This window comes from Thiofilum sp. (assembly GCF_016711335.1).
GTDB lineage: Bacteria > Pseudomonadota > Gammaproteobacteria > Thiotrichales > Thiotrichaceae > Thiofilum.
Map to the genome: position 1 here is coordinate 2,962,349 of NZ_JADJTF010000001.1, position 25,817 is coordinate 2,988,165.

Below are 25,817 nucleotides of genomic sequence, written 5' to 3' on the forward strand. Positions count from 1 at the left end.
TTAGGAGGATAAGCGCTTTTTCCATTGCTGCAATACTAAGCCACCTATAATCAAGCCCAAACCTATAAAGGTAGTCGGTAGTATTTTCTCGCCTAAAATAAAATAGATGAGTACCAGTGATAAAAAGGGTGAAATAAAAATCAGATTAGAGATTTTAGCGGTGCTAGTCGTGTATTTCATGGCACTGAGCCATAGTACAAAGGTCAAGCCCATTTCAAAAATGCCAATATAAATACTACCTGCGACCCCTTGCCAAGCCATAGGCTTAAGCTCTCCAGTCACTAGGCAATAGAGTAAAATCAAAGGGATAGCGCATAAGAAATTTAATAATAAGCCCATGACTGGATCGCGTCGATCACGAGTATTTAAAATCCAATACAGTGCCCATAGCACAGTACTCACTAAAGCCAATACCACACCTAGAGTACTAGAAAACTTTAAGTCCATGAGTTGACCATGAGTGGCAATGACTAAGACACCTAGATAACAAAATGCTGCTGCTACTACATCTTGCCAGCGTAGCTTTTGTTTGAGTAAGGGAATAGCCAAAAGCGTCATAGTAATAGCCCAGCTATAATTAATCGCTTGCGCTTCTTGAGCGGGTAATAAAGCATAAGCTTGGAATAATACTAAATAATAAATCGTAGGATTAATTGCGCCCAATAACAGCGAGGCTTTCCAATCTTGGATAGTGAGAGACTTGAGCTGATTCAATTTACCTTGCACTACTAAAATCACACCTAATACTAAGACTGAGGCAATACTAGAGAGTAAAACTAATTGCGCAGGCGTGAGATATTGTAAAGTGAGTTTAAAAGCCGTAGCAACAGTCGACCATAGTAAAACAGCACTGAGGGCAAATAGATAGGCTTTAGTTTGTGAACTCATAAAAAGCTTTGTTCCCAATTTAATAATTGCTGTTTGAGTTCTAAACCCCATAAATATCCGCCTAAACTACCATCGCTTCTTAAGACACGGTGACAAGGGATTAAATAAAAAATAGGGTTTTTACCAATGGCACTCCCAACCGCTCTAACCGCTTGGGGATTTTGAATTTGCTGTGCAATGGCTTGATAGCTACAAGTCGTGGCAAATGGAATGGTTAGCAAGGCTTGCCACACACTATATTGAAACTCGGTTCCTACTGCTTGAATGCTTAAGGGCTGCCAATCAATCGTTTGATTATTATTCCAGAGTTTAGCTAAACGTGAGTCAGGTAGTTCCGCTTGTTTACGGCTTACCTCCCAAGCCTCTGTTTGAGCAGATACATATTCTAAAGTATGCAAAATAGGTTGATTTTGGTTCAGGCTCCATTGGCTTCTGAGCAGTCCAAAAGGACTGCTACTTTCACACCAAAACCAATTAGGGGGGAGCTGCTGTATACGCTCTAACTGAATAGGGAACTGCATGAGGGTATTAGTCCTTTAAAAACTCGCCACTTTGATGTTGCCACATACGGTAATAATGCCCTTGCTGTGCCAGTAGTTCCGTATGTGTGCCTTGCTCAATAATTTCGCCATTGGCGAGCACTATAATTCGATCCATACGCAAAATAGTTGAAAGCCTATGCGCAATCACAATGGCAGTTTTATCTTTAATCAGTTCAAAAATAGCGGTTTGAATATGTTGCTCGGTCAAGGAGTCTAAAGCACTGGTCGCCTCATCTAAGACCACAATCGGAGTGCGTTGTAATAAAGCGCGGGCTATAGCAATGCGTTGTTTTTCACCGCCCGATAATTTCACCCCGCGTTCACCGACTAAAGTTGCAAATCCTTCCGGCAAGGCTTGAATAAAGTCTAAGGCTTGCGCTTGTTGGGCAGCTTCTAATAACTCTGCCTCGGTAATGGTTTTACCTAGAGTAATATTGTCGCTGATGGAGCGATGAAACAGTTCAGGCTGTTGCGGTACTAAAGCAATTTGTTCACGTAATGCGCTCAAAGTGTAATCATGAGTCGGTATGCCATCGATTTTAATCACACCGGATTGCGGGTCTATAAAGCGGAACAAGAGTTTAGTCAATGAGGTTTTACCCGATCCCGAATGCCCCACTAAGGCCACTTTCTCCCCAGAGCGAATGGTTAAATCAAAGGCTTGGAAGAGCGCGGTGTGTGTTAGCTCTGGTTCTGTAGTAGCTGGGCGATAGCTAAACGATACTTTTTGAAATTCAATTAAACCTTGGGTAATTTTATGTACTTGAGCGTTAGGTGAATCTTGTTCTATCTCGGTGCGTTGAATAATTTCAGCCATTTCTCGCGCATCGGCTAAGGCAGTGAAAAATGGACGGAAACTATGCCCAAAATCCCATAAATAACGAATCAATAATAAAATTACTGATTGGAATAACACATATTGTCCCACCTCAAAGTTGCCTTGCTGCCAATCGAGAATCATCCAATACACAATCAGCGCTTCCATGCTAAAGGTGAGCAGACCCTGCACCGAGAACGAGACGAACATTAAAATCCATGATAGACGCCGACTTTTATAGGATTGAGTGGCGAGATCAGTCATATTAGCGAGTTCACGGCGCTCTAAAGCAAAGCCTTTGACGATACCAATATTGCTAATAGAGTCGGAATAAGCTCCGCCTAGTTTAGAATCCCAGTTGGCGACTCGCTCATCAAATTTGAGTTTCCAAACTGAAAACCCAACACTCCAAGCAATAAACAACGCTACCCAAAGCAAAAAGTAGCCCGCGAAATGAGGATCTTGGAGGTAGAAGATAATAAAAGCCGCACTAATAGCCAGTAGTTTGTGATAAAGCTGAAAGACAAACCAATCGGTAATACTTTCAAAAGAACGCGTATAACGGGTCGCTTGTTTGACCAAACTGCCAGAAAAGTTATCTTCAAAGAAGCGATAGGGCTGCTTTAATAAGGTCTCAAAACAAAAACGATCTAAATACCGAATACCCCCAGCTTCCAGAGGGATAATGCCAAACTCAACAAACCGCCACGACACCCACATCGCTAGAAACATTAACACTAGGTAGAGCAGATTATCTTGTAGCACTGCTAGGGTGCTGGGGCTAAAAGGTTGTGTGAGTGCATTAGCGATATTTTTATAAATCAAGGGTATAGCTATATCTAAGCTCACCGCCGCAGTAATACTTAATAGCACTACTAATAATGACCAGCGTAGTCGCCAGAGTAGTTTTCCGTATTCCTTAAAAACCGTTTTCATTACGACCATCCTAATAACTAGGCGGCTAAGTGTATCGCAAATTATCGCTAGAACTGTACCTATACTTAAACTTTTGCAGTGCTAGAATGCCGCGCACTTAAAAGTTAGGCATTTATTTATGACAACACATACCACCCAACAAGGTACGCTTTTGGTGTTATTAGCCGCACTCGTTTGGAGTAGTGGCGGGGTGATTTCGCGTTCAATTGGATTAGAAGATCAATGGGCAGTAGTAGCTTGGCGCTCTTTGTTTGCGGCTTTGTTTTTATTAGGTTTTTTAGGGTGGCGTGATGGCATTAAAGGCTCAGCGCAGTTATTTCGCTCAATGGGCTGGGCGGGATTAGAGGTCGCACTATGCTTTGCCATTTCAACTACCTGTTTTGTGCTCGCTATTTCTTATACCAGTGTGGCTAATGTGTTATTGATTCAGGCCGCCGCTCCCTTAATTGCAGCATTTTTTGCGTGGATTATCTTCAAGGAATCCGTACCGCTAGCGACATGGCTAGCCATTATAGGGGTGGTTTTGGGTTTAGTGATTATGGTGTCGGATTCTTTGGGCGACGATTTGTCTTTATTAGGCAATCTATTTGCTCTGGCCTTAGCGTTTTCTTTTGCGGGTGCGACAGTGATTACCCGTCATTATGCTCATGTACGAATGACGCCTGCGGTGGCGACGGGAGTCATGATGTCAGGGCTATTTGCTGCGATTATGGCGCATGATTTTGCGCTGAGTAAGGCTGATTTAGGTTGGTTAATGGCATTTGGGGCATTAAATCTAGGTTTGGGTTTAGCACTTTTTGTCAGTGGGGCACGTTTGATTCCAGCCGCATTAGCCGCTTTATTGAGTACTTTAGAGCCAGTCCTAGGACCAGTATGGGTGTGGTTGTTTCATCATGAAGTGCCTAGTACGGCTACCCTAATCGGAGGGCTAGTGATTTTAATGGCGTTACTTAGCAATATTGTTTGGCAGATTTACCAGCAACGCCGTTCTCCAGCTCCCGCTAATTAAGCGGCTGATAATTCCATTAATGGCCAGCGGGGACGCACTTGAATAATAGGGGGTTCAGTTGCCCCTGCTTGTAAACGCAATGCTCCCGCCAAGGCAATCATAGCGCCATTATCGGTACAAAATTCTAGGCGTGGAAAAAACACTTGTGCAGGCAAAGTAGCGAGTTGGGTTCTTAAGCGTTGATTGGCTCCCACTCCACCTGCTACTACTAATTGTTTGCGTCCGGTTTGCTCTAAGGCGCGACGGCATTTAATAGTTAAAGTATCAACCACTGCTTCTTCAAAGGCACGGGCAATATCAGCCTTGTCCTGTTCGGTTTGAGGTGAGTGTTGCCATGCAGTGAGAGTGGAGGTTTTTAAGCCACTAAAACTAAAATCACAGCCCGGACGATCCGTCATAGGGCGCGGAAAACGATACAGTCCAGCACGTCCTTGCAAGGCTAATTTAGCGAGTAAGGGCCCCCCCGGATAATCTAAGCCTAATAATTTAGCCGTTTTATCAAAGGCCTCACCTGCTGCATCATCGACACTTTCACCGAGTAGATGGTATTCACCTAAACGAGGTACATCAACGAGCATGGTATGTCCGCCCGATACTAATAGAGCTACAAAAGGGAATTGAGGCGGATTAGGTTCTAATAAAGGGGCCAGTAAGTGACCTTCCATATGGTGCACACCCACTGAGGGAATAGTTAAACCCCATGCTAAGGAGCGGGCAATCGAGGCTCCCGTCATTAATGCACCAATGAGTCCGGGACCAGCGGTATAGGCAATTCCATTTAAATCATTGAGGGTCAAATCAGCGTCTTGCAGCGCTTGTTTAATCAAGGGTAACACGCGGCGAATATGATCACGTGAGGCTAATTCAGGAACAACCCCTCCGTATTCAGCGTGCAGCTTTATTTGACTGAATAATTGATGCGATAAAAGCCCCTGTTTTGTAGAGTAAACGGCTACGCCAGACTCATCACAGGAGGTTTCAATTCCTAAAATAATCATATACTATAATCAAAATAATTAATGAATAAATAACGTATGAAACAAGCTCAAGGTTTCACTTTAATTGAGTTAATGATGGTGGTTGCCATTATCGGTATCTTAGCAGCATTTGCTTTACCCGCCTATCAAGACTACATCAAACGCGCCTATGTGGTAGAAGCTTTAAATGTGGTATCTGAAACCAAAGCCGATGTTGCCACCTACTATGGTACTCACGGACAATGGCCCGCGAGCATTTTAGATAGTACCTTAACCAATAAAAGTTTTAAGACTAAAGCCGTCAAAGGTGTCACAGGCGAGCAGCTCAATGGTGGGCAGCAATTTAGAATCAACATTGAATTTGAGCCTGATGTTTTGGTCGTGGGGCAACCTAGTTTTGTCTATTTAGAATTAGATACCAGTCAAGCCTTGCAATCCTCCTTGCGTTGGAAGTGCTATAAGAGTGCTAATTTATCCGAGCGTTTTGTGCCCTTAGTATGTCGTTGTAATAATAGTACCTGTAGCTAAGCTAGGCTTCTTGTTGATCTGGCACATCTATAGCATATGCTAGCCTCACAATGAGTCGGTAGGGATGTTTCCAGAGTGTCTATTAATGGCATAGGCTAAAGTCGAGTTTGCATAATGCAATATTACGGGTCTCAAATTTGCCTAAGTATTGATCCGCCAATTCACTGACCTTGCTTGCTACTTGTGCCGCACTATAGGTCTGGTTTTTATCAAACGCAGTTAAGGCTTGTTGTTTAAAGTTAGCGACAGCGGGTTGAAAACTAACACTGGTTCCACCCCATGCTAGGATATTGCCGAGCTTTTGATTGGAGGTAAAACGTTGATAGAGTTGAGCTTTGACTGCACGGTCTGCTTTTAACTCAGTGAGGGTATATTTTGTGCTAATCGTACCTACCCAGTTTGAGTGAGCAATAAGTTGTTCCACGGGTAAAATAGCGCGGTCTTTCACTTTGAGCCAAGACACGATGGTTTGCATAGAGGCATTGAGCTGCATCGGTACAGTTCGATAGGCAGGAGCACCACCTGCTTCAAAGGCATGCGCCACAAACTCTGAACAATACAACCTAGAGCGGTCGGTATAATTAAAATAAGCATCGAACGGGGTTTTAGCGTCTGCATGCTGTTTGGCTTGTTGTAATACTTTGCTCAGATCCGCATTAGGTGGCTGGTAAAAGGATACTGTTTCACCATATTCGCTAATATATTGGGTCAAAGGAATACGTCTCACATAACCTTCTACATGATCCGTGGGAGGTTTATTATCTAAACCTAATTTATACTCACCGCTCGACTCATACACATAAGCTTGATCATCTTCTAGCTCCAAAATACCGACATGAATAAAAGGGGAAAACTGCGGATAGAGCAGCATGTAAATGGTATTAATAGGTTCCGGCGATTCAGTTACTACAATTTGTCCCGTTTTAAGCGGTAGCCCCCATTTGCTGAAGCTGGAGGTTCCTAATAGCTTAGGATTAACTTGCGCGGTCAATGGCTCAGCTGCATAACCATAGCCCACTAGCAACATAGTTAAGGCAAAAAGGGTACTAACTAGCCCAGCTTTCATGGTTGTTTAGCCTCTTTAGGATGGTAGTTATTGGTAGCAGGCGCTGAAGGGGTTAGCTCCTTGGTAATATGGGGTGGTAAGCCTGCCACAGCAGCGCAACCATTTAAAATCAATACACTGATACCAGCTACGCAAAGTTGTGCAAGGCGTCGTTGTGTGTAGGAGTACCAAGGGCTAATCAATAAGTCATTCTGTAGGGAATAGGTTGATAAAGATCTCATAACACTCTCATTAATCAAGCTAGATGCTATAGCTAATCAACTCATTGTAGGTGGCTGCGGCTATTTTTCCAACGACTGTTTAACTTGAATAGCGCCTGCTGAGCGATTAATTAAGTCCGCTTTCAAAGCCTCACACTGATCAATAGCGACGAGTAGTTGCATAGAAAGTTTTTCTCCGTAATCACACTGTACTAATTGAGCGGGATAGTAAGTTAATAAATGGCGTATTAAGGCTTCAAATTCATAGCCGCATTCAAGCACTAAGGTAGTTTGGGCAATTTTTTCTTGAGTCGGTAGGGTTGCCAAAGCCTCTTTGACACAGCCGCCATAAGCACGTTGCAATCCGCCCGTGCCTAGTTTTGTGCCTCCAAAATAGCGCACTACAGCCGCCACGATTTCCCCCAACCCACTATGCTGTAATGCATTCAGCATAGGGCGTCCCGCAGTACCACTGGGTTCTCCATCATCACTCATGGAGGTAACTGTAGTATTAGGTGCACCTGCAATATATGCCCAGCATACATGAGTAGCCTGAGGATGGGTAAGGCGCAATTGCTTAATAAACGCTTCTGCCTCAGCACGATTAGTAGCATGCCCAATATGGGTAATAAATTGGCTGCGTTTAATGTCGGTTTCGACAATATGATGAGTACTGGGAATAAAATAACCTTGCTTCATAGGCATGACTCTAATGAGTTTTGGTCAGTTTGGCTAGCTTAAGGTTCAGCCCTTTGGTTAGACTGTTACTTTTAATACAGGAGTAAGTCAGATGGTCATGAGTGTCAAAGAGTTGATTGAGCAAGTAGCCCAGCAGCCTGAACAAGTGACATTTGGTCAAGTCATTGCAGTCATTGACGCCCACTATGCCTATACCCCGCAAGCGTTCCAAAATGGCGCGATTAGTAGTCCTGCTGGGATGAATGAAGGTTCGTGTAAGATTTTTGCATTTGGTCTACTGCATGAGTTGACGCAAGAGCAAACCTTGCACTGTTTTGGTGAGCACTATCGTGCGGTGTTAGCTCATCCCGAAGGTCATGATCATGCTAATATTCGTGCTTTTATGCTATCGGGTTGGGAGGGTATTCAGTTTGAGGATCAGCCATTAATGCGTTTAAATTAAAAGTATCATAGCTAAATAAAAATTAAGTGCCATGAGTAAACTGATAGATATTAAAAAAGGTGGTCGGTCATATCACGACCAGCCTTAATCTAAAATGACTAAAATAAAAATATATTTTTATTCTTGCGGTTATTCGTCATTTAATACTTGTCTTTTAATTACGCTGTGCTAAATTTCAAACCATGAAAAGTCTAGCGATTGATCTTCGGATCAAGGTTGGCGTTGCGCCACCCTCGAATTAAACCTAAGCATTGATCACAAGGAAGACTGTTTCAGTCTCGTTTACGCCCTTAAATAGGTGTCCCTGCGTAGTCGAGCTGGAACTATCACGCAAACGTGATTTCGACTACGCAGGGACACCTATTTAAGGGCACGAGCCAGTGAGTCTTCCATGTACCCGGTATTAAGGTAGATTTTTCATATAGGGGTTATTCATCTATTTTGAATAACCCCTTTTTATTATAAATCAAATGTGATTAAGCACCTTCACTCGCAAATATTCATTGAGTACTTTTATTATTAAAATCCCTAGTGCTCATATTGAAAAGGATAGGTTATATGCTGCTAACATTAACGGATATTCGGCGTGCTTGGGAATTAAAAGACCCCGCTTTTATTGATTACCTAGTTGCCTTAGCAGAACAACCGAACCCCACTATTCATCCTCCTTTGCCTAATGAGGTAGAAACGTTTGAAAAGTTTATTCAATTTATTGGATCAAAAGCGTTTCGAGCGCAAAGCTATCAAGAGCAGTATGCTTATCGAGTAGAGCATATCAACCGCTTAGAAACCTCGCCTGAGCCTTATGTATTGCCTGAGCGCCTCAAACTGCATCAGATCATCACCGTGCTGTGGCGTGACCCTAGTCCCTATGCGCGAGTGAGTTTAGTTGAAGTCATTCGCCGCGTGCCTTTTGTATATGGTCCTTGGAAAGCTTTAAAAGCGCTTTATAAAGCCGCCGAAGCTAAAAAAGATTATGAAATAGTCGCAGAAATCGCAGCACGGTTAGATGCCGAGCGTATTAATACTAATAATCCCTTAATGATGAGTGCTGCCACCCGTACTTATATGATATTACGTGGCTGGCGTTATTTACGTAAACTAGGACAGCAGTTACCGATATTATATCCAGAAGTTGCGCTGCGCTATTTAGCGGCTTATCCTGATACTACTAATTGGGCTAATACTTGGATTTTTAACCATATTGTCTTTCATAATAAAAACCATATTTATGGTAGAACTTCTTTTGGTTCTATAAGGCAGACTGAAAGTTTAACTCAATATCGTGCTTTTAATGAATTATGGAAGCGTAATCCAGAGTCTTTATTACGTCTTATTGTATTAGCACGGGCTGAGCGCGTTAGGCAATTTGCAGCAGAGGGTTTAAAAACTGATTTTGCAGCACAATTGCGTGATATTGATCCTACTATTATTATTCAATTAGGCTCAAAAGCAGCACAAAGCCTAGCGATTGATCATCTGATTGTATTTTTATTACAAAACGCCTCGAAACTAGAGCAGCAACAATTTAAATCATTAGGTTTAGATCAAGTGGTGATTAGATTATTAGAATCTAGTGAGGTGAGTGCACAAAATTATGCGGTGCAGTATGTTAAAGCGCATGCGCGTGATTTACAGGTCGAGTATTTACTAAAATTAGCTAAAAATGATCAATTAGCTACAGCGGTGCGTGAATTAGCCTTACAACTATTACTCGAACGTGATCCACGTCGTGAAGTAGGGTTAGAAGCTTGGGGGCAGTTGCTAGAGTCTGAACAGCATTACAAGATGGCGAGTGAAGTCTTACGTAAACATTTTAGCCGCACTGAACTGACACCTGAGTGGTTTAAATCGCGGATTTTATCCAACTCACCCCAAGGTTTTACTTTTGCTAAGAGTTATTTATTTGAACTGCATCCACTGAAAAATTTAGGCACAGAATTTTTTGCAGCGTTACTCAGTGAATTAGATGATGATTATGCTAGAACTGAGGTGGCTCAATTTGCTCTGACTCATCTAAAAAAATTAGAGTTGAATACTTTAAGTGCCGACTTTATTCAGACCTATTTATTGCATCCTTTGACTACTGACACAGTACAAAGCTGGATTCAAAATGATGATATTAAAGCGAGTAGCTTACCTATCGATTTTTATCAGGCGCTAGTGTATGAGCCTGATTGGAATATCCAGCCGTTTATTCAAAACCTAAAAGCTCAAAATCACAATTGGACTAAAAACTTATCCTTTAATAGTTCATTGGCTACCAAAGTAATGGGTTGGCTAGCCGATGTGCGCCGTTTTAAACCCAGTAGTTTAGGTTTTGAGTGGCTAATGAAATTAGTCAGCTCAGAATTTGTTGAGCAACATCAATTTGCTATTGAGCGTTTAAGTAAAGCCTTTATTCCGGCTGATTTTGCACCTAGCGCTGTAACTGAAGTGGCTTCTAATGCTGTAAATGACTCCACCAATGTTGATTTAAAAGGTCAAACCTTTCTTTTCACCGGCAAAATGCAAAGCATGACGCGTGAGGCTGCTGAGGAAATGGTGGTTAAGGCGAAGGGTAAAAATAGCGGTAGTGTGACGGCTAAACTCGATTATTTAGTCATTGGAGATGATGGCTCACCTTTATACGGCAATGGGCGTAAGGGTAGTAAGCAGGTGAAAGCTGAATCCTTAATAGCAGCAGGTGCGGTGCTTAAAATCATTTCTGAAACGGCGTTTTTGAAACTATTAGCGGGGCAGGCGGAAACAGTTTCAGCCGATGCAGCGCTAGCAGGTAGTGAGTATTTGTGGAATTTGGCGGTAAGCGAGGCGGAAACACCCTTGCGCCAATTTGCTTTAGAATATCTGCGTCGTCACTATCCACCCTTAGCACTGAAAGCGACCGACCGTCCTGTTGATCCGGGGGCAGAAATTCCAGCCGAATTTTTAACTTTTGAGCGAGTTTTGCAATTGCTCCAACATGCGCATGCAGTGGTGCGTCAGTTAGGGTTAGACATGACGGAGTGGGAGTTAGCGCGTTGGCAACCGAATGATAAGCAACTCTTGCAAATGGCGGAGTCGCGCTACGTGGAAGTGCGCGAGTTACTCAAAAAAGCCCTTTTGGAGGAGCCAGTCGCCGCGAATAAAACTTATCACTTAGCGACGGCTACTTTGCCCGAAAGTTTTGTGTATGGCTTATGTGAGTCACGTCATGCGCCGAGTCGTGAATTAGGGCTAGCGATTTTACAACGTGAGCGCCGTTTACAATCACCACAAGCACTGTATCAACTGACTGAAAGTCCTGATCGTGAAGTACGCAATCGGGTGATTCGGATTTTATGGATGCTGTATCGCACACCGATCACTACACCCACTTGGCGTCCCATTTCTGAAGTGGAACACCTGCTTAAAGGTAAAAAGGCTAGTAAAACGGCTAATCCAAGTACTACGACCGAACCTGCATTACCACAACGTCCAGACGAGCTACCCACCGATTATGCAGGCTTGCAATTATTGCTTAAGCGTTGGTTGTATGAATTACCCCCCGGACGCTTAGGGCGGGATCAGGCACAAAGCAGCCTGAAACCTTTAGCGGCAAGCGTGGCTAAAAAAGCCTTGATTGAAACCTTACGCGATTTAGCTATCGAGGATGCAGCATTTGCTGAAGTGGTATTGCCGCTATTCCAACACTTTACTCAATCACGCGGCAAAATGGAGCGTGATGCGTGTCTGGTGGCAGCCACACGTATTGAACAGAAGCACCCTAGTGTGGCAGGAGCAATGGTATGAGCGAACATCAATATTTAAATTATCGTGGCTCTATTCGTGCCTTAGTCACTCGTGACAGTCAAGCGGTATTCATCACTAGCCATAGCGAAGGTCAAGCCACGGCTTTATATCGTTTGGATTTTGCGCAACAGCAGGTGCAATTACAAGCTGATGCTTTGCCCTGTAGTGCGAGTGCTGTAGTGGCTAATGACCAAACTGTTTATGTGGCAGGTTTAGACGGCAAGCTTTATCAAGCATCACGCGCTAAGGGCAACCCCAAAGCACTGGAAGGTATTGAGTTTAAAGTTAATAGCGAGCATGAAATTCTGGGGTTGGCATTATTAGCTCATGATTACTTAGCCGTTTTACAGCCTAGAACCTTAAGTGTGGTGAGTTTAACCAGTACTCAAATTACTCAAGTACTCGATTTAGACCAAATAGCTACCGTAATGGCTTATTCACCCGACGGTACGTGGCTCAGTATCGGTTTTGCTAATGGTGAAGTGACAGTCTATCAACTACTGGATCAGCAACTAATATTCTCAGCCAAAGGGCAACTACATCAAGGTGCTGTAGCAGCCTTATGCTTTGAAAACAATGAATTACGCTTTTACTCAGGGGGCGCGGATAAACAACTCTTAAGCACTCATGCGCAAGGCGAACTACAGCCCTTAGACAAAGGCAAAAGTAGCTCTCATAGTGCCGCGATTAATAGCATAGTGTTGGGCGTGGAGCGCTTTTTTACGGGGTCAGAGGACAAGAGTATTAAGGCATGGGCGTATAGTGGTGGACAGCCTGTCACCTATAGGCAAAGTATGCCAAAAATCCAGCGCATGGGTTTAATCCAGTACTTAGGTCAATCGTGCTTAATGGTAATAGGACTAGATCAAACCTTACGTTTGGTGTCATTAGATCAAGAAAAGCCTATTGATACCGTTCTTACTCTGCATGATGGCTATGACAGTGCAGCATATAAGCTCAAATCCATTGAGCCTAAAGAGCGCGAACAGGCTTTAATGACCTTAGCCGCTTATAATGACCAATCTGCTTTAAATCTGATTGAAAAGCATTTTAGCCAAGAACAAGATCGTGCTATTCGTGAGTTAATGGTTAAGCTAATTGATCAGTCTACACATGGCAAAGCTAATCTGCTTTTAGAAACGGGTCTGAGCGATCAACGCCATGACAGTGTGCGCAAATTAGCCTTTAATGCTTTAGTCACACGTTTTAAAGATCAACTTGACCCACTGCACCCTTTATTAAAAGCACTCGCTACTCAACATACCGATATTGCCTTATTAGCGCTTAAAAGCTTGGGTGAGTATGCCGTTACTAATCCGCGTGCGGAGCAAGCCCTTGCCAAAGCACTCCAGCATGCTCAACGCTCAGTGCGCTTAAAGGCCTTAAATCTACTCGAAAGCTTATACCCCAGTACTGATCCCAAAGCCGATTTACTTGCCTTACAAAGTACCCAAACCGATATTCAACGCGCAGCCTTAATTCGCCTTTATCAGCGCCAACTATTGAATAGTTTTGAAGTGCAACGCGCTCTGATTCGCCAGCAAGAGCACGATAATGAAGCGGTACGCCATACTGCATGGCTAATTAGTGTGTTGAGCCGTCCGAATTTGGCACAAGCGTTAAAAACGCGTGATAAAGATTTAGCGCGTCAATTGAATGATTTAGAACAATTTGATTTGCTCAAAGAGGACGAGAACCAACTTGCAGGTGAAAAAGCTAAAAAGGCTAAACCCACTGATTTAAGTACTTTGAATGCAGAGGATTACACGCCACTGCTGCAAGGGATGAGTAGTCGTCATGCGGATATTAGCTTTAATAGTGCCTACGCTTTAGCTGTTTTACATGACCCGCGTGCTTTAGGCTTATTATTAGTACTGGCGCAACACAATACGCCTATGATTCGAGTAGGGGTGTGTAAAGCATTAGCGTGGTTGCAGTTACCGCAAGCACGCGAAGCTTTAGAGATACTTCTTAATGATCCTGAGGCGTCTGTACGGGATGCTGCTTTTAGTGCTTTGAATGTATTAAAACTAGAGCCGCTGACTCAGGCTAAATTAGGACTCAGTGCTAAGTATCAAGATAGTCATGCTCGTGGTTTAAAAATATTGCTCGATACCCTGACCGCAGCCCCTGCTGTGAATGAGGAAGCGCTCACTTTACTCAAAAATGCCTTAAATGACCCCTTTGAGCCGATTCGTCAAGAAACGTTTAAAGCCTGTCTAGTGCGTCATTTAGGTGGCGATAGTTTGGGTACGCTGCGCTTATTACTCACTAGCCAATATGAAAATATTCATCGTGAAGTGCTCACCGAGTTAATGGCGCAACCTAAAGCGGAATGGGCGAGTACTTTATTATTGGAACTACTCAATGACCCGTTTGCAACGCTTGCCACTGAAGCATTGACCTATGGTTTGACCGAAAAAAAGCGCTTTGATAGTGAAGCATTATTATTACAAGCTACTCAAAGCCAGCATGTGGCAGTGCGCCAAGCAGCCTTAGAGTACAGCCTACAAAAGCCGATAGCTAAGCAATCTGAGTTATTGCAGCGCTTGGTAGAAGATAAAGATCAAAGCCTACGCCAAGCAGCTCTCAAAGCGATTATTGAGGGAGATGATGCGTTAGGATTAGGTAAGGCTTTGCAATCGCCTTATGAAGATATTCAAGTGAGCGCTGCACGAGCGGGGGCGCGAATCGGGGATAAGGATGCTTACCCTTTACTGGCTGAATTTGCGAGTCGACCGCAGCCGCCTAAAAGTGAAAAACACCTCCAACAAGCATGGTTAGATCGTACTCTTGAGGCCATTCAAGGCTTAGGTGAGTTGGGGGATGAACGTGCTTTTGCACTCTTACTGCCGCTATTAGAGAGTAAAGATCGATCTATAGCAAAAGTAGCGGCTCAAGCCTTGAGATGGATAACACCACCTGAGCAGGCGGATAGTCTGGCTAGTTATCTCACTCATAATGATTCTACAGTTAGAAGTTATGCAGCCCTAGCATTGAGTCAATTCGGTGATCAGCGAGCTTTAACAGTATTGAATGATGCCGAAGCGTTGAAGGGCTTAACTGAGATTGAGCAATTAATTGCTTGGGTCGCACTAGATCAAGTGAATCCAGTCACCTTACAAGCTTTATTAAGCAGTCAACAAACGACCACCCTTGCACAATTTATTCTCATGAGTTATGAGCTATGGCGGCATGCTGATAAGCCCTATTTAACTTCTTGGGCATTGACTATTCCTTACCCCCCTGTGCAACTCCTATGTGCTGATATGCTGGAACGCACTGGCGATCGAGCCGCACAATGGAATTATCTGCAAACATGGTTACAACAGGCACAACGTAAACAGGACGATACTTGGGCAATTGAATTAGAGGCATTACAACACATAAGCGCTCTATTAGTTTTTGCTCCGAATCATTTAAAAGCACGACTGATTCAAGTACTCGCTGCTTGGGATAGCCGTACATCCTTTAAACAATGGCAAGCACAGTTACAAGCCTTTAATAAACGCTATCAAATGGAATTGCATCAAATTACTATTCCCACGATAAACGAAACAGTTAGCGCTACTACTCAGCAAGCCTGTGAGCAGCAAGCCTTTGGCGCCTATTTAGGCTTATTGCGCTCAGAGAGCTATGGTTCAGCAGGTTATGGAGTCGATTTAAATATTCGTCGCCAAGCCGTTATAGGCTTAGGTCGTTTAGCGCAGCACTCTGAAGAATGGCGACACAGTGTAATACAAAGTTTACTCCCAGCACTCAATCACACCCAGCAAATAGTACGTCAACAAGTATTGGAATCATTGCAAGCGCTAGCCGTCAGCCCTGAGGTATTGGGTAAAGCAGCGCTTGCAGCCTCACAGCCGGATATGGCAGAGCGTGGGCTAAAATTATTAGTGGCTAATACTAGCTTTGGGCAGGTGCAACCTTTGCTAGAGCAATTAGTACAATCCAGCGAGGCGATGCTGGCTACTGAAGCATGGAAAGTGCTGAGTACCCAAGTAGGTCTTATTAAAGCCGCTCCCTTTGCTTTGCAATCGTATTATTTAGAACTACGTTCTACGGTAGTGCAGCAATTAGCCGAAGCCTTAGCAAAAGAATCTCAAATAGCCGATTTATTGGTGCAAGCCACTAAAAATGATTATCGCCCTAGTGCGATTAAAGCTGCCGCGAGTTTATTGAGTCATAAGCATAGTGAGGCAGTACCCGCACTTAAACACTTACTCACTCATAGCCAAGAGGCGAGTGAGCAGCGCCTATTAGTTTCTTTATTAAAAACCGTTGCTAATCAACTGGTTCCAGAGTTTTTATTAGAGTACTTAAGCAATCCATTGTTACGTTTAGAGCCAGCCCCCATTTATGAAGCTATTGCTAATACTCGTCCTGAACGTATGGCAGTACCACTATTGAAACGTTTGAGCACTCACAAGACTGATAGCACAGCCATTATTGACGCGGTGCTACGCATCAGTGGTTATGACCAAGTGATTGAGGATTATGAGGATGAACGTGGCGATCAACGTTGGTTGAGCCAACAGTATCCACGCCATGATCAGGTCTTAGTCGCTTTATTGGAAGCTTTAGTTGTTCAGCAAAACACTAAGCGTTTAAGTGAGTTATGGGAGGGTTTACGTTGCGCAAAAGTCAATCCTGTATTAGATCAAGCCTTATTAACTGCTTTACCCATTGTGCCTAGTGAGGTAGTGCCAGAATTAGTCTTTACCATAGCCAGACGTTTCTATAAGCGTCAGGGTATAGAAACGGGTTTGCTGCAAGCCTTAAAGCATAAAGATCCTGATATTCAATTTTTAGCCGCCGAAGGTTTAGCAAAAGGGGGGCGTAGTGAAGGATTGAGTACTTTACTCGCCGCAGTGGATTATCAGACCAATGCTGATTATCGCCAGCGTGCCGTATTGGCATTAGGTGAGATGGCGAATGAGCGAGCGCTAGATAGGTTGCTAACGCTGGCTCAAGAGCAAGGTCATTTCCTGCAAGAAGTGGCTATCGAAGCCTTGGGGCATTTAGGTCAATCAGAAAAAGCCGATACGATTTTCCGTCTGCTGAAATCGGCTTTAGAAAATGCCAGTGCTTACAGTGATATGGTGACCCGCGCTCTAACCGGCTTACGCTGGTTTAATACCCTAGCGGCGTGGCAAATCATTGCTGATTACAGTCAAAAAGCTGATTACTATGCACATCGTCAACAGGCGCTGCACTTATTACAGTATTGGGATACTGAGGCTAGTCGAGCTGTCTTATTGCAAACTTTACGCTTAGAAACCGATAGTGATTGTGTGGAGGCAGCGTATACGAGTGCTAGACGCTTGTGGAAAGTTGCTGAGCATGAGTTTAGTGCGATTGATATAGTAGTCATACAAGGTTATGAGCCGTTAATTGATGAACGTAAGCCCTTAGATCGAGTCGCTCAGTTTGCGACACCTGCTCAGATTATCCATCTCCTTACCGAGCCTATGATGACGCGTGGTGAGGATAGCACCGAGCAGGCTCAAGTGATGGAGGTATTGGTAAAAAGGTTAATGAATGATCCATTACCTCCCATCGCAGAATTAGTAAAACTATTGAACGCACAACGCAGTGATATAGTGAGTCTGGTGGCTAGACGCTTAGCCCGTGAAGCGCTACTGGATAAGGCAGTATTGCAAATACTCACTAAGCTTTTAATAGAGCACTATCAGCGCTGGAAAGCGGATCAACACTTACAAGAATTAGGCTCACTGGTGGGAGCTGAAATCACTAACCATAGCGCCCGTACCACTGAAATTCTCGATTTATTATGGGTCGCAGTGCTTCAGCAAGTGGCGAATGAGGTGATAATTGAATTACTGACCACCCGCGAGCCAGCGCAATTACCGTTTCAAAAGCAAGTACTTAAAGCCTTATTAGTGGCTAATAAGGTAGATACTGAGGTACTAAAAGCAGTACATGCCTTAGAGCAATCTGCATTAGTTGAACTATACGATTTAACGCAACAAGTACTTAAAACCCATCCCTTACCTGTCAGCGCCTTACAAAAACTCACTAATCGTATTAGTGGCTTATGGCAAGCATCTACTCCTACTACCGTGACTTTAACCCAATTACCGCAGCTCATTAGTCATGGCGATTGGCAAGCGCTGCTGAAGGTGGCAAATGATACCCATGCGGAGGAGGCATTGCGGGTGAGTGCGATTGAAGGTTTAGCGAGTATAGATGAGGTGCAAATTGACAGTGCACTCTCTAAGCTCACTCAAGAGGGCGGCGATGAGGATATTAATAAAGCAGCCTATCGTGCATTACGGCGTCGGCAACGGGCAAAAGCCAAATTAATGATAGGAGTATCAGCATGAGTACTACTGATATGACCACTCCAGAGCGCATTGCAGTAGCGTTACGCTATCAAAGTCCGAGTGAAGCACATGCTGAGCATGTGCAACTGGTAGCACAGCTCAATCGTTCTGAAGTTAAACTTGAAGCGACTATTCAACAGCCGCTGATTTTTCGGGAAACTATGGCGGCCTTGTTTGCCATTGTCAGTAGTGATTACCGCTATGTGCCTAAAGATCGCCAAGCCTATGCTGCCTTTATGCAAATGCGCCGCGCTCATCAAAATCAGGGTTTAGCCAAAGCGCAACGTGCTTATTTTGATTGGTTACTGAAAAATGACCCTTTGGGGTTTTGTATCCTTGATCCGATTATTAGTGTGTATCCAGACGGTGTGGTGTTTGAGGTATTTAGCAAGGATGAGGGTAGTTATGCCATGCTCTCATTTGATTATGAGCACTTTAACACTCAAAACACTCCCACCTATGGCACGACCAATATTGATTTTAGCGATAGCCTAGCCCAAGGCTTAGAGCAAATGCGCAGCTTTAAAGCGAGTACTTTAAGCATTGGGCAAACCGCAGTGGGCGTGAGTACTTCAAGTACCACCGCACAACCCGATAGTGAAGTGCTGGAAAAAAAGGTACAAGTGCCGAATTCATGGATGCGTGGTTTTCTACAGGTGCAAGCTTCCGCCCAATTACCCACTGATAAAATCGTTCTCAACCCGCTCGATGTCTATAACCTACTACATCATTTGCGTATGCATGCCGATGTGAAAGGTAAACGACGCGGTTTACGCTTAGAGCTGATTCCGGGCAAGTACCCCAGCCTGATTTTAGAGCCGAATGATGTAGTGCTTGACACTCAAACAGAAGTTTATAAGGGCAAACAAGCTAAGGTAGTAAGGTTATGGGGGCGCAGACGTTTAAGTTTACTCAAGCGTGTTTTACCCTTCACTGAAACTATTGAAGTAGGTTTATTAGGTAATGGTATGCCAAGCTTTTGGACGATGCGCGGCAAGGGTTGGCATTTAACTTTAGCGATTACCGGATTTACCGCCGCCAATTGGTCACAAGCATTAAATTTTGATTTATTACTCCCCCGTGATCTCAATCCAACTGCAAAAGTAGCGCAAATACTTAAAGTCCTTGAAGAAAAGCTAGTACTTTCTATGGATGAGTTAGTTAAACAAACGGGTTTACAAAGAGCAGAATGTCGTAGTGCCTTATTACAAGCCTGTCAGCAAGGTTTAGTGATGTATGACCTAGGTGATGAGGTCTATCGCTATCGTCCTTTGACCGCTGAACCCTTGGATATGAGTCATTTTCAATTTCGTCAGCCTGCTGAAAAATTGGCTTATGATTTAGTCCACCGCCAAAAAGCCATTAGCCATTGGCAAACACTCATACTCCCTAAAGAAGGCATTGAGCTTGCCGCTACGATTAGCGTGAAAGAGGATAAACGCGAGTACTTAGCTAAGCTCAAACTGAATGAAGAAGGGCAGGTAGTCAAAGCGGAATGTAGCTGTCATCAGCTTATGCAACACGGTCTAAGCCAAGGACCTTGTTCGCATTTAATTGCCTTAAGGATTGCGTATGCACTACGTCAAGCGGAGCGTAATGTAGAGACGATTAGCCAAGAAACGCGGGCGTTCTCACGGCGCAAAGCAAGCCAGGTTGAGCAGATCCAATTGACCTTAAATGAGCAGCGCGTGTTTTTCTCTCACGAGCAAGACACTAAAACACGTCGCCAGCAAATGGCATTTAATTCAGTCGATGCTGCACGTAGCGCTTATTTAGATAAAATTCAACAACTGGAAGCCTCCGGTTTTATTGACAGTACTTTGGGGTAAATCACGATGGCGACCGAATGGGAACAACGTTGGGCAGAGATTGAAAAAGCAGGTAGTATTAATGCTTATATCCAGCAACAATTAGTGGCAAAAGGCTTTTTAATTGAGCGCCGTGCTACTGATAATATGACACCCCGTGAGTTAGAGCAGTATAAAAAGTCATTAAAAACCGAGGCCGAAGAAAAAGCTAAATTACGTAAAGCGGCATGGCAAGTGTATAAAGCCAATCATATCGTTTATTTAGGCGACGGTATTTATTGGACGGATGATACCAGCACAGATGATTTTGATTTGGTGAGTGCTGAAAAGCGTTTATTAGATAATCAATTACCTGCGATTATTAAAGTCACCCAATTAGCTGAGCAATTAAAACTTACCATTCCGCAATTGCGCCAATTATGTTTTCACCGTGAGGCAGCAACCGATTTAAATTATACCCGTTTTGAAATTCCCAAGCGTTCTGGTGGTATGCGTCCGATTTGGGCGCCACGACCTCTATTAAAACAAGCACAGCGCTGGGTTTTAGAGAATATTTTAGAGCGTTTAATAGTGCACGGTGCGGCACACGGTTTTTTAATGGGGCGTTCGATTGCTACCAATGCGGCACAGCATATTAATAGTGAGCTTTTAATTAAGCTCGACATTAAAGAGTTTTTCCCGACGATTAGTTGGCGACGAGTGAAAGGGGTATTTCGTAAAGCAGGCTATCGTGAACAGATTGCGACACTATTAGCCTTATTATGCACCGAAGCACCGCGTGAAATGGTCGAGAGTCAGGGCAAAAAATATTTTGTGGCCTTGGGAGCGCGTTGTTTGCCGCAAGGCGCACCCACCAGCCCAGCGTTGACTAATGCCTTATGTTTACGCCTTGATCGACGTTTGACGGGCATTGCCAATAAGTTTGGTTGGCGCTATAGCCGTTATGCGGATGATTTAACCTTTAGTTTGCCTGTGGGTCACCAAGGTGATCCTCATATCACTCAAGTATTGGGTAGTATTCAGCGCGTCATAGGCGAGGAAGGCTTTGAACTCAATCGCGCTAAAACCCATATAGTGCGTCGGGGCGCGGTGCAGGAAGTCACGGGATTAGTAGTGAATAATAATAATGCTCCACGCGTTAAGCGCGAAACCAAGCGTCAAATGCGGGCGGCATTACATAATTTAAAAACCGGCAAAGGTTTAAAAGAGGGTGAGAGTATCCATCGCCTAAAAGGCTATGCCGCTTATATTGCTATGACTGAGAAAGAATTGGGTATGAGGTTATTGCAAGAGTTTAGCGCATTTGGGTAAGTAGTTTTAATGAGGTACTTGAGCCAAAGTAATCGTGCATTTCCTACGCAGACGCTGTGAATACATCCTTCTCTGTACACGACAAAACCACTAACTTATTGATTTAGCATGTTTGTCATGGAGATGGTGAAAGTCCACCGCTCCTATGTTTTACTCTCTAGTTACCACACAGGAGAGCAAAATGGATCTGAGCGATGGACTACGTGACAGTTTAAAAGCCCACTTGAGTTGGGGCAAGCCCCGTTTGGATTGTTTTGTGGGAATGCTGCATACTTTGCTGAGTGCGCGACAAATGAATTTGGCGTTGTTGGCGGTACACATAGATTCTGACACCGACATTGGTTCCCGCTATCGACGGATGCAACGCTTTTTTAGCCAAGTGTTCTTTAATTACAATGACATTGCCCATTTTCTTATGGGAATGTTCGCCTTTAGTGGTCAACAATACTACCTCACACTCGACAGAACCAACTGGAAATGGGGCAAATCCAACCTCAATCTCCTGACTTTGGCGGTTGTTTACCAAGGTGCGGCTATCCCCGTTTACTGGATGGTGTTGAACAAACGCGGTAATTCTAACCAACGTGAACGTATTGCCCTGCTGCAACGATTTATCAGCCAATTCGGGCGCAACAACATCTTGGGTGTGTTGGCTGACCGTGAGTTTATTGGTGGTCAATGGTGGAAGTGGTTGTCTTCCAAAGAGATTCCCTACTTGATTCGTATCAAGGGTAATCAGTTGATGACCGACAAACACAAAAAAGAGGCGCATGTCCGCTCGCTGTTTGCCAACCTCAAGCCGGGTAAACGGCGCGTTCTCCGTCACCGTCGCGACGTTAGCGGGGAATGGGTTTGGCTCAGTGGCTCAAAGCTGCCCAGTGGTGAGTTGTTGATTATCGCCAGCAACCACTACACGGCTGATCCCATTGGCACTTATCGGCTACGTTGGGAAATTGAAAACCTGTTCCAATGCTTGAAAGGGCGTGGTTTTCACATGGAAGCCACTCACTTCACCAAACCCCTCGCATCAAAAAGATGATGGCGTTGCTTGCCATTGGCTTCTGTTGGGCGCACAAAGTCGGCGAATGGAAGGAAAAAGCCGTCAAGCCTTTGAAGACGAAAAAACATGGACGCAAAGAGCAAAGTGTCTTCCGTTACGGCTTGGACTACTTGACCGATTTATTGAATGGAAGGGTACGGGAAAAAGTGGATAGGCTTAGGCTGCTGCTTCTGTTCCTTTGTCCACCACAATTCATGGCGATCGAGGATGGACGGATGAAACTCAGGCGATTTTCTTTTGAAAAAGATTCAATGAGTTAAGCGAATTGTCGTGTACAGAGTACATCCTTGTACGCTTCAAGGCGGCATCCCTGCCGCCAAGACTGCTCCAGAAACACACGATTACTTTTAGCTAGACTCCTATTAAATCGGTAAGTCATTTAATATTGATGGTCACTTATTTTAATAATCTAAAGGTAAAAACTCGTGTACCTTTGTGGTCGAATAAAGTGAGGTTTTGCCCTAAGCGTTGATAAGAGCGCACTCGTTTCCACGCACTTAAAAAGGCTTGCTCTTCTTGCATCACATCTTCTGGCTGAACACACATTTTTTTAGTACTGCCTATTGCGCCTACTTGCATAGTGCCTTGGCTAGGATCGATGTTGTAGCTAGAAAAATAGTTATTGCAACCCGAAAAACCGCTGAGTTGCCCTTTCTTGTCAAAAGCGGCGGTCATACGTTCAGAGTTTAAACTGCTGACTAAAGCATTGCCGGAATTATAAGAACTGACTTGCCATTGGGTATTAGGTAGTTCGGTAATCGGTTTGCTGAAGCGAGCTAGGGCTCTGCCTTTGTTATCGAGTAACGTCAATTCTTTAGCTGTTAGTTTATACTGGGCAGTATTTTGCAGAGCTAGTTGAAACGCTTTAGAGACTTGTTCCATTTGTGGCATGCAAGCCATTAAAGTACTCGCCATTTGATTAGTTTTAATGGTTAAAGTAGCACGACGCTCATTTTGAACGTAGCCACTATTAAAATTATTACAACCATTAAAGCCATAAACCATACCTTGATTAAAGCCAAGGCTTAAGGTGCGCTCTAATTTAGGTATAGCGCCCTGAGAGTAAGTAGTGAGTTTACTTAGTTCCCAATCAGTGCGCTCTAGAGAGCCTGCATAGGCACTAGCAGTTAAAGTGCTGAATAGACAAAGACTGAGAACCGTTAATTTTTTTAAAATTTTCATAGCATAATCCTGAGAGTAATCGCTAAAGAATACAAGCTTAGTAAGATGAATTTGAATACTTAATTTGCATCATTCCGTGCTGTACTGATAAGTGTAGTGTTAGTTAGAGGTCATAGCAGTCAGAAGTGCGTAAGTGCCTAGCTAAAAGTAATCGTGTGTTTCTGGAGCAGTCTTGGCGGCAGGGATGCCGCCTTGAAGCGTACAGGGAGGTATTCACAGCGTCTGCGTAGGAAATGCACGATTACTTTGGCTCAAGTGCTTAGTATCTATGACTACTTAGCTAAGAGGTGGTGATATTAGTTACATCAATACGGGAATTAATGCCTATCAGCGATGCTTGGTATTGCCTCGAAGCACTACCAAGCATCGCAGTATAATCAGTGATTACGATGGCTCAATTTATCCATAATGGCATAAAGTAGACCCGATACCACAAACGTCATATGTAAAACCACCATCCAAATCAGGGCTTGGCTTTGCTCTGGCGTCATGCCGCCCCGCTCCAAAAATAGGCTAACATTCATAAAGCCCTTTAATAACTCTATCCCAGAAATAGCAACCATAGAGCCTATCAACTTAATTTTAAGATCACTAAAACCAATATTACCCATCCAGTCGGGTCGATCAGTATGGTCGTGTAGGTCATCCATTTTAGACACGAAGTTCTCATAGCCACTGAAGATAATAATAATGAGTAAATTCATGACTAGGGAAACATCTACTAAGTTTAAGACCCCTACAATTAAATCTTGGCTCGTGGCGGTAGTAACCGATAAAAATAAGTTCAAGATCTGTTTGCCAAATTTGTAAATCATTAGCAATAGGGACAGTACTAAACCAAAATAAATAGGCACTAACAGCCAGCGGCTGGTAAAGAGCAGATGCTCAAAGGCATGCTCTGCTTTTTGTAGAAATGACATGGTTTTGCTCGGCAAGTAATGAAGTGGGTGCATTATGCCGTAAGTTTATTGCGCTGCAATATCCAACCTTTTCTAGAGTGTTTGCCAAATGAGAGATTAAGCCCCACAATGCGCCTCTTGCCCGATTACCAGACTAGACTTTGCCCAAGATTATGAATATTCGTGAACATTACTCCCTACGTGCTCTTAATACTTTTGGTTTGGAAGTGAAAGCACGTTATTTTTGTACGCTAGCTACGTTGGGTGGATTGCGTACCGTGTGGCAGTGGCAACAACAGCATCCCAACTTGCCCGTATTATTTTTAGGTGGGGGCAGCAATATGTTGTTTGTCGAAGATTTTCCGGGCTTAGTGGTGCAAATTAAGTTAATGGAACGCACCATTATTGGCTCCGATTCCGAATACACTTATGTCAAAGCTGGGGCTGGAGAAAATTGGCATCAGTTTGTACGTTGGACTATCGATCAGGGGTTGGCTGGTTTGGAAAATCTGTCCTTAATTCCGGGGACAGTGGGCGCGGCTCCGATGCAAAATATTGGTGCTTATGGTGTAGAGCTGAAAGACCATGCCTATGAAGTGTTTGCGGTCGATTGGAAAACGGCTGAGATGCGTCACTTTAGCGTGGCAGAGTGCGGTTTTGGTTATCGTAATAGTCGCTTTAAATCCTTAGAGCCTAATCGTTGGCTGATTGCAAGTGTCACGTTTCAATTACCTACTAAACCCACTTGGCATTTAGATTATGCTGGAGTGAAAGAGCATATTCAGGGTGAGGTGAATGCACGTAGTATTAGCGATGCCATTATTGCTATTCGCCAGAGTAAATTACCCGATCCAGCTCAGTTAGGTAATGCAGGGAGCTTCTTTAAAAACCCTATGATTAGTGACGAACACTATCAAGCGCTGCGTGAACAATATCCCCAATTAAATGGCTGGATATTAGAGGAGGGCGTGAAGGTGTCGGCTGGGTGGTTGATTGATCACTGCGGCTGGAAAGGTAAGCGTATTGGGGATGCAGGTACGTATGATCAGCATGCTTTGGTATTAGTGAATCACGGTCAGGCAACAGGGGCACAAATTTGGCAATTAGCCCTAGATATTATGGATTCGGTAGAACAACGTTTTGGTATTAGATTAGTACCAGAACCCCATATTATTAGTGGAGGAGCATTAGTGCAGTATAGTTGATTGCAAGTTTGCATGGGAACTTAGTGAGGCAGCTTTAATCAAATACTCTACTTTTTGGGCAATTCCACTTCATTATCCGCAGTGTGTTAGAGTACCACATGGCTTCATGGTAGTAGTTTTGCATAACAAT

At 43.8% G+C, this 25,817-nt stretch carries 19 protein-coding genes; 10 read left to right on the plus strand and 9 right to left on the minus strand.

Annotated elements, in window-relative coordinates; genetic code table 11:
• The 3 genes from IPL34_RS14080 to IPL34_RS14090 are packed head-to-tail and all read right to left on the minus strand — an operon-like array spanning position 1 to position 3,183.
• Positions 1-888, minus strand: coding sequence for a DMT family transporter (locus IPL34_RS14080; RefSeq protein ID WP_296842084.1), 888 nt, complete (start codon positions 886-888; stop codon positions 1-3).
• Positions 885-1,409 (minus strand): methylated-DNA--[protein]-cysteine S-methyltransferase, encoded by a 525-nt coding sequence (locus IPL34_RS14085; RefSeq protein WP_296842085.1) that lies wholly within the window; start codon positions 1,407-1,409, stop codon positions 885-887. Before IPL34_RS14085 ends, IPL34_RS14080 begins: the two co-directional genes overlap by 4 nt.
• 7 nt (positions 1,410-1,416) lie before the next feature.
• Positions 1,417-3,183 (minus strand): ABC transporter ATP-binding protein, encoded by a 1,767-nt coding sequence (locus IPL34_RS14090; protein ID WP_296842086.1) that lies wholly within the window; start codon positions 3,181-3,183, stop codon positions 1,417-1,419.
• A gap of 118 nt (positions 3,184-3,301) precedes the next feature.
• Between IPL34_RS14090 and IPL34_RS14095 the strand changes: the two genes are divergently transcribed.
• Entirely contained in the window at positions 3,302-4,192 is an 891-nt protein-coding gene (locus IPL34_RS14095; protein WP_296842087.1) for a DMT family transporter, read from the plus strand.
• Here the strand turns inward: IPL34_RS14095 and tsaD are convergent.
• Positions 4,189-5,190 (minus strand): tRNA (adenosine(37)-N6)-threonylcarbamoyltransferase complex transferase subunit TsaD, encoded by a 1,002-nt coding sequence (tsaD, locus tag IPL34_RS14100; protein WP_296842088.1) that lies wholly within the window; start codon positions 5,188-5,190, stop codon positions 4,189-4,191. The two genes, IPL34_RS14095 and tsaD, sit on opposite strands and share 4 nt — an antisense overlap.
• 36 nt (positions 5,191-5,226) lie before the next feature.
• On the opposite strand from tsaD, the gene IPL34_RS14105 reads away from it, so the two are divergent.
• Positions 5,227-5,697, plus strand: a complete 471-nt coding sequence (locus IPL34_RS14105) for a prepilin-type N-terminal cleavage/methylation domain-containing protein (protein WP_296842089.1) — start codon at positions 5,227-5,229, stop codon at positions 5,695-5,697.
• 82 nt (positions 5,698-5,779) lie between these two features.
• Here the strand turns inward: IPL34_RS14105 and IPL34_RS14110 are convergent, their stop codons facing one another.
• From IPL34_RS14110 to IPL34_RS14120, 3 genes are read right to left on the minus strand one after another with little or no spacing between them, the layout of a single operon-like run.
• Positions 5,780-6,763, minus strand: coding sequence for a YiiX/YebB-like N1pC/P60 family cysteine hydrolase (locus IPL34_RS14110; protein WP_296842090.1), 984 nt, complete (start codon positions 6,761-6,763; stop codon positions 5,780-5,782).
• Positions 6,760-6,984: a hypothetical protein gene (locus IPL34_RS14115; RefSeq protein ID WP_296842091.1), complete on the minus strand. Its 225-nt coding sequence runs from the start codon at positions 6,982-6,984 to the stop codon at positions 6,760-6,762. Before IPL34_RS14115 ends, IPL34_RS14110 begins: the two co-directional genes overlap by 4 nt.
• 60 nt (positions 6,985-7,044) lie before the next feature.
• Entirely contained in the window at positions 7,045-7,662 is a 618-nt protein-coding gene (locus tag IPL34_RS14120; RefSeq protein ID WP_296842092.1) for a YigZ family protein, read from the minus strand.
• A 91-nt stretch (positions 7,663-7,753) separates the two neighbouring features.
• Here IPL34_RS14120 and IPL34_RS14125 point away from each other — a divergent pair, with 91 nt between their 5' ends.
• The 7 genes from IPL34_RS14125 to IPL34_RS14155 all read left to right on the plus strand — a co-directional run bounded on the left by IPL34_RS14125 (position 7,754) and on the right by IPL34_RS14155 (position 22,661).
• The gene (locus IPL34_RS14125; protein WP_296842093.1) at positions 7,754-8,104 is read left to right on the plus strand and encodes a HopJ type III effector protein; all 351 of its coding nucleotides are present in this window, start codon (positions 7,754-7,756) and stop codon (positions 8,102-8,104) included.
• Between the two features lie 558 nt (positions 8,105-8,662).
• A complete protein-coding gene (locus tag IPL34_RS14130; protein WP_296842094.1) occupies positions 8,663-11,875 on the plus strand; it encodes a BRCT domain-containing protein in 3,213 nt (1,070 codons plus the stop codon).
• Positions 11,872-18,222, plus strand: a complete 6,351-nt coding sequence (locus IPL34_RS14135; RefSeq protein ID WP_296842095.1) for a HEAT repeat domain-containing protein — start codon at positions 11,872-11,874, stop codon at positions 18,220-18,222. The genes IPL34_RS14130 and IPL34_RS14135 overlap by 4 nt, the downstream gene beginning before the upstream one ends.
• On the plus strand, positions 18,219-20,051 hold the full coding sequence (locus IPL34_RS14140) for a hypothetical protein (RefSeq protein ID WP_296842096.1): 1,833 nt from the start codon (positions 18,219-18,221) through the stop codon (positions 20,049-20,051). Before IPL34_RS14135 ends, IPL34_RS14140 begins: the two co-directional genes overlap by 4 nt.
• A gap of 6 nt (positions 20,052-20,057) precedes the next feature.
• Positions 20,058-21,341 carry a reverse transcriptase domain-containing protein gene (locus IPL34_RS14145; protein WP_296842097.1) on the plus strand — a complete coding sequence of 428 codons (1,284 nt, stop codon included), beginning with the start codon at positions 20,058-20,060 and terminating at the stop codon, positions 21,339-21,341.
• A gap of 181 nt (positions 21,342-21,522) precedes the next feature.
• Positions 21,523-22,380 carry an IS4 family transposase gene (locus IPL34_RS14150; protein ID WP_296837415.1) on the plus strand — a complete coding sequence of 286 codons (858 nt, stop codon included), beginning with the start codon at positions 21,523-21,525 and terminating at the stop codon, positions 22,378-22,380.
• Positions 22,377-22,661 (plus strand): hypothetical protein, encoded by a 285-nt coding sequence (locus tag IPL34_RS14155; RefSeq protein WP_296835791.1) that lies wholly within the window; start codon positions 22,377-22,379, stop codon positions 22,659-22,661. Before IPL34_RS14150 ends, IPL34_RS14155 begins: the two co-directional genes overlap by 4 nt.
• Before the next feature lie 136 nt (positions 22,662-22,797).
• Here the strand turns inward: IPL34_RS14155 and IPL34_RS14160 are convergent, their stop codons facing one another.
• Together IPL34_RS14160 and IPL34_RS14165 are read right to left on the minus strand one after the other, a co-directional pair.
• Positions 22,798-23,583 carry an META domain-containing protein gene (locus tag IPL34_RS14160; protein WP_296842098.1) on the minus strand — a complete coding sequence of 262 codons (786 nt, stop codon included), beginning with the start codon at positions 23,581-23,583 and terminating at the stop codon, positions 22,798-22,800.
• A gap of 377 nt (positions 23,584-23,960) precedes the next feature.
• On the minus strand, positions 23,961-24,503 hold the full coding sequence (locus IPL34_RS14165) for a TIGR00645 family protein (RefSeq protein ID WP_296842099.1): 543 nt from the start codon (positions 24,501-24,503) through the stop codon (positions 23,961-23,963).
• A 152-nt stretch (positions 24,504-24,655) separates the two neighbouring features.
• Here IPL34_RS14165 and murB point away from each other — a divergent pair, with 152 nt between their 5' ends.
• Positions 24,656-25,687: a UDP-N-acetylmuramate dehydrogenase gene (gene murB, locus IPL34_RS14170; protein ID WP_296842100.1), complete on the plus strand. Its 1,032-nt coding sequence runs from the start codon at positions 24,656-24,658 to the stop codon at positions 25,685-25,687.
• Positions 25,688-25,817: the final 130 nt, after the last annotated feature.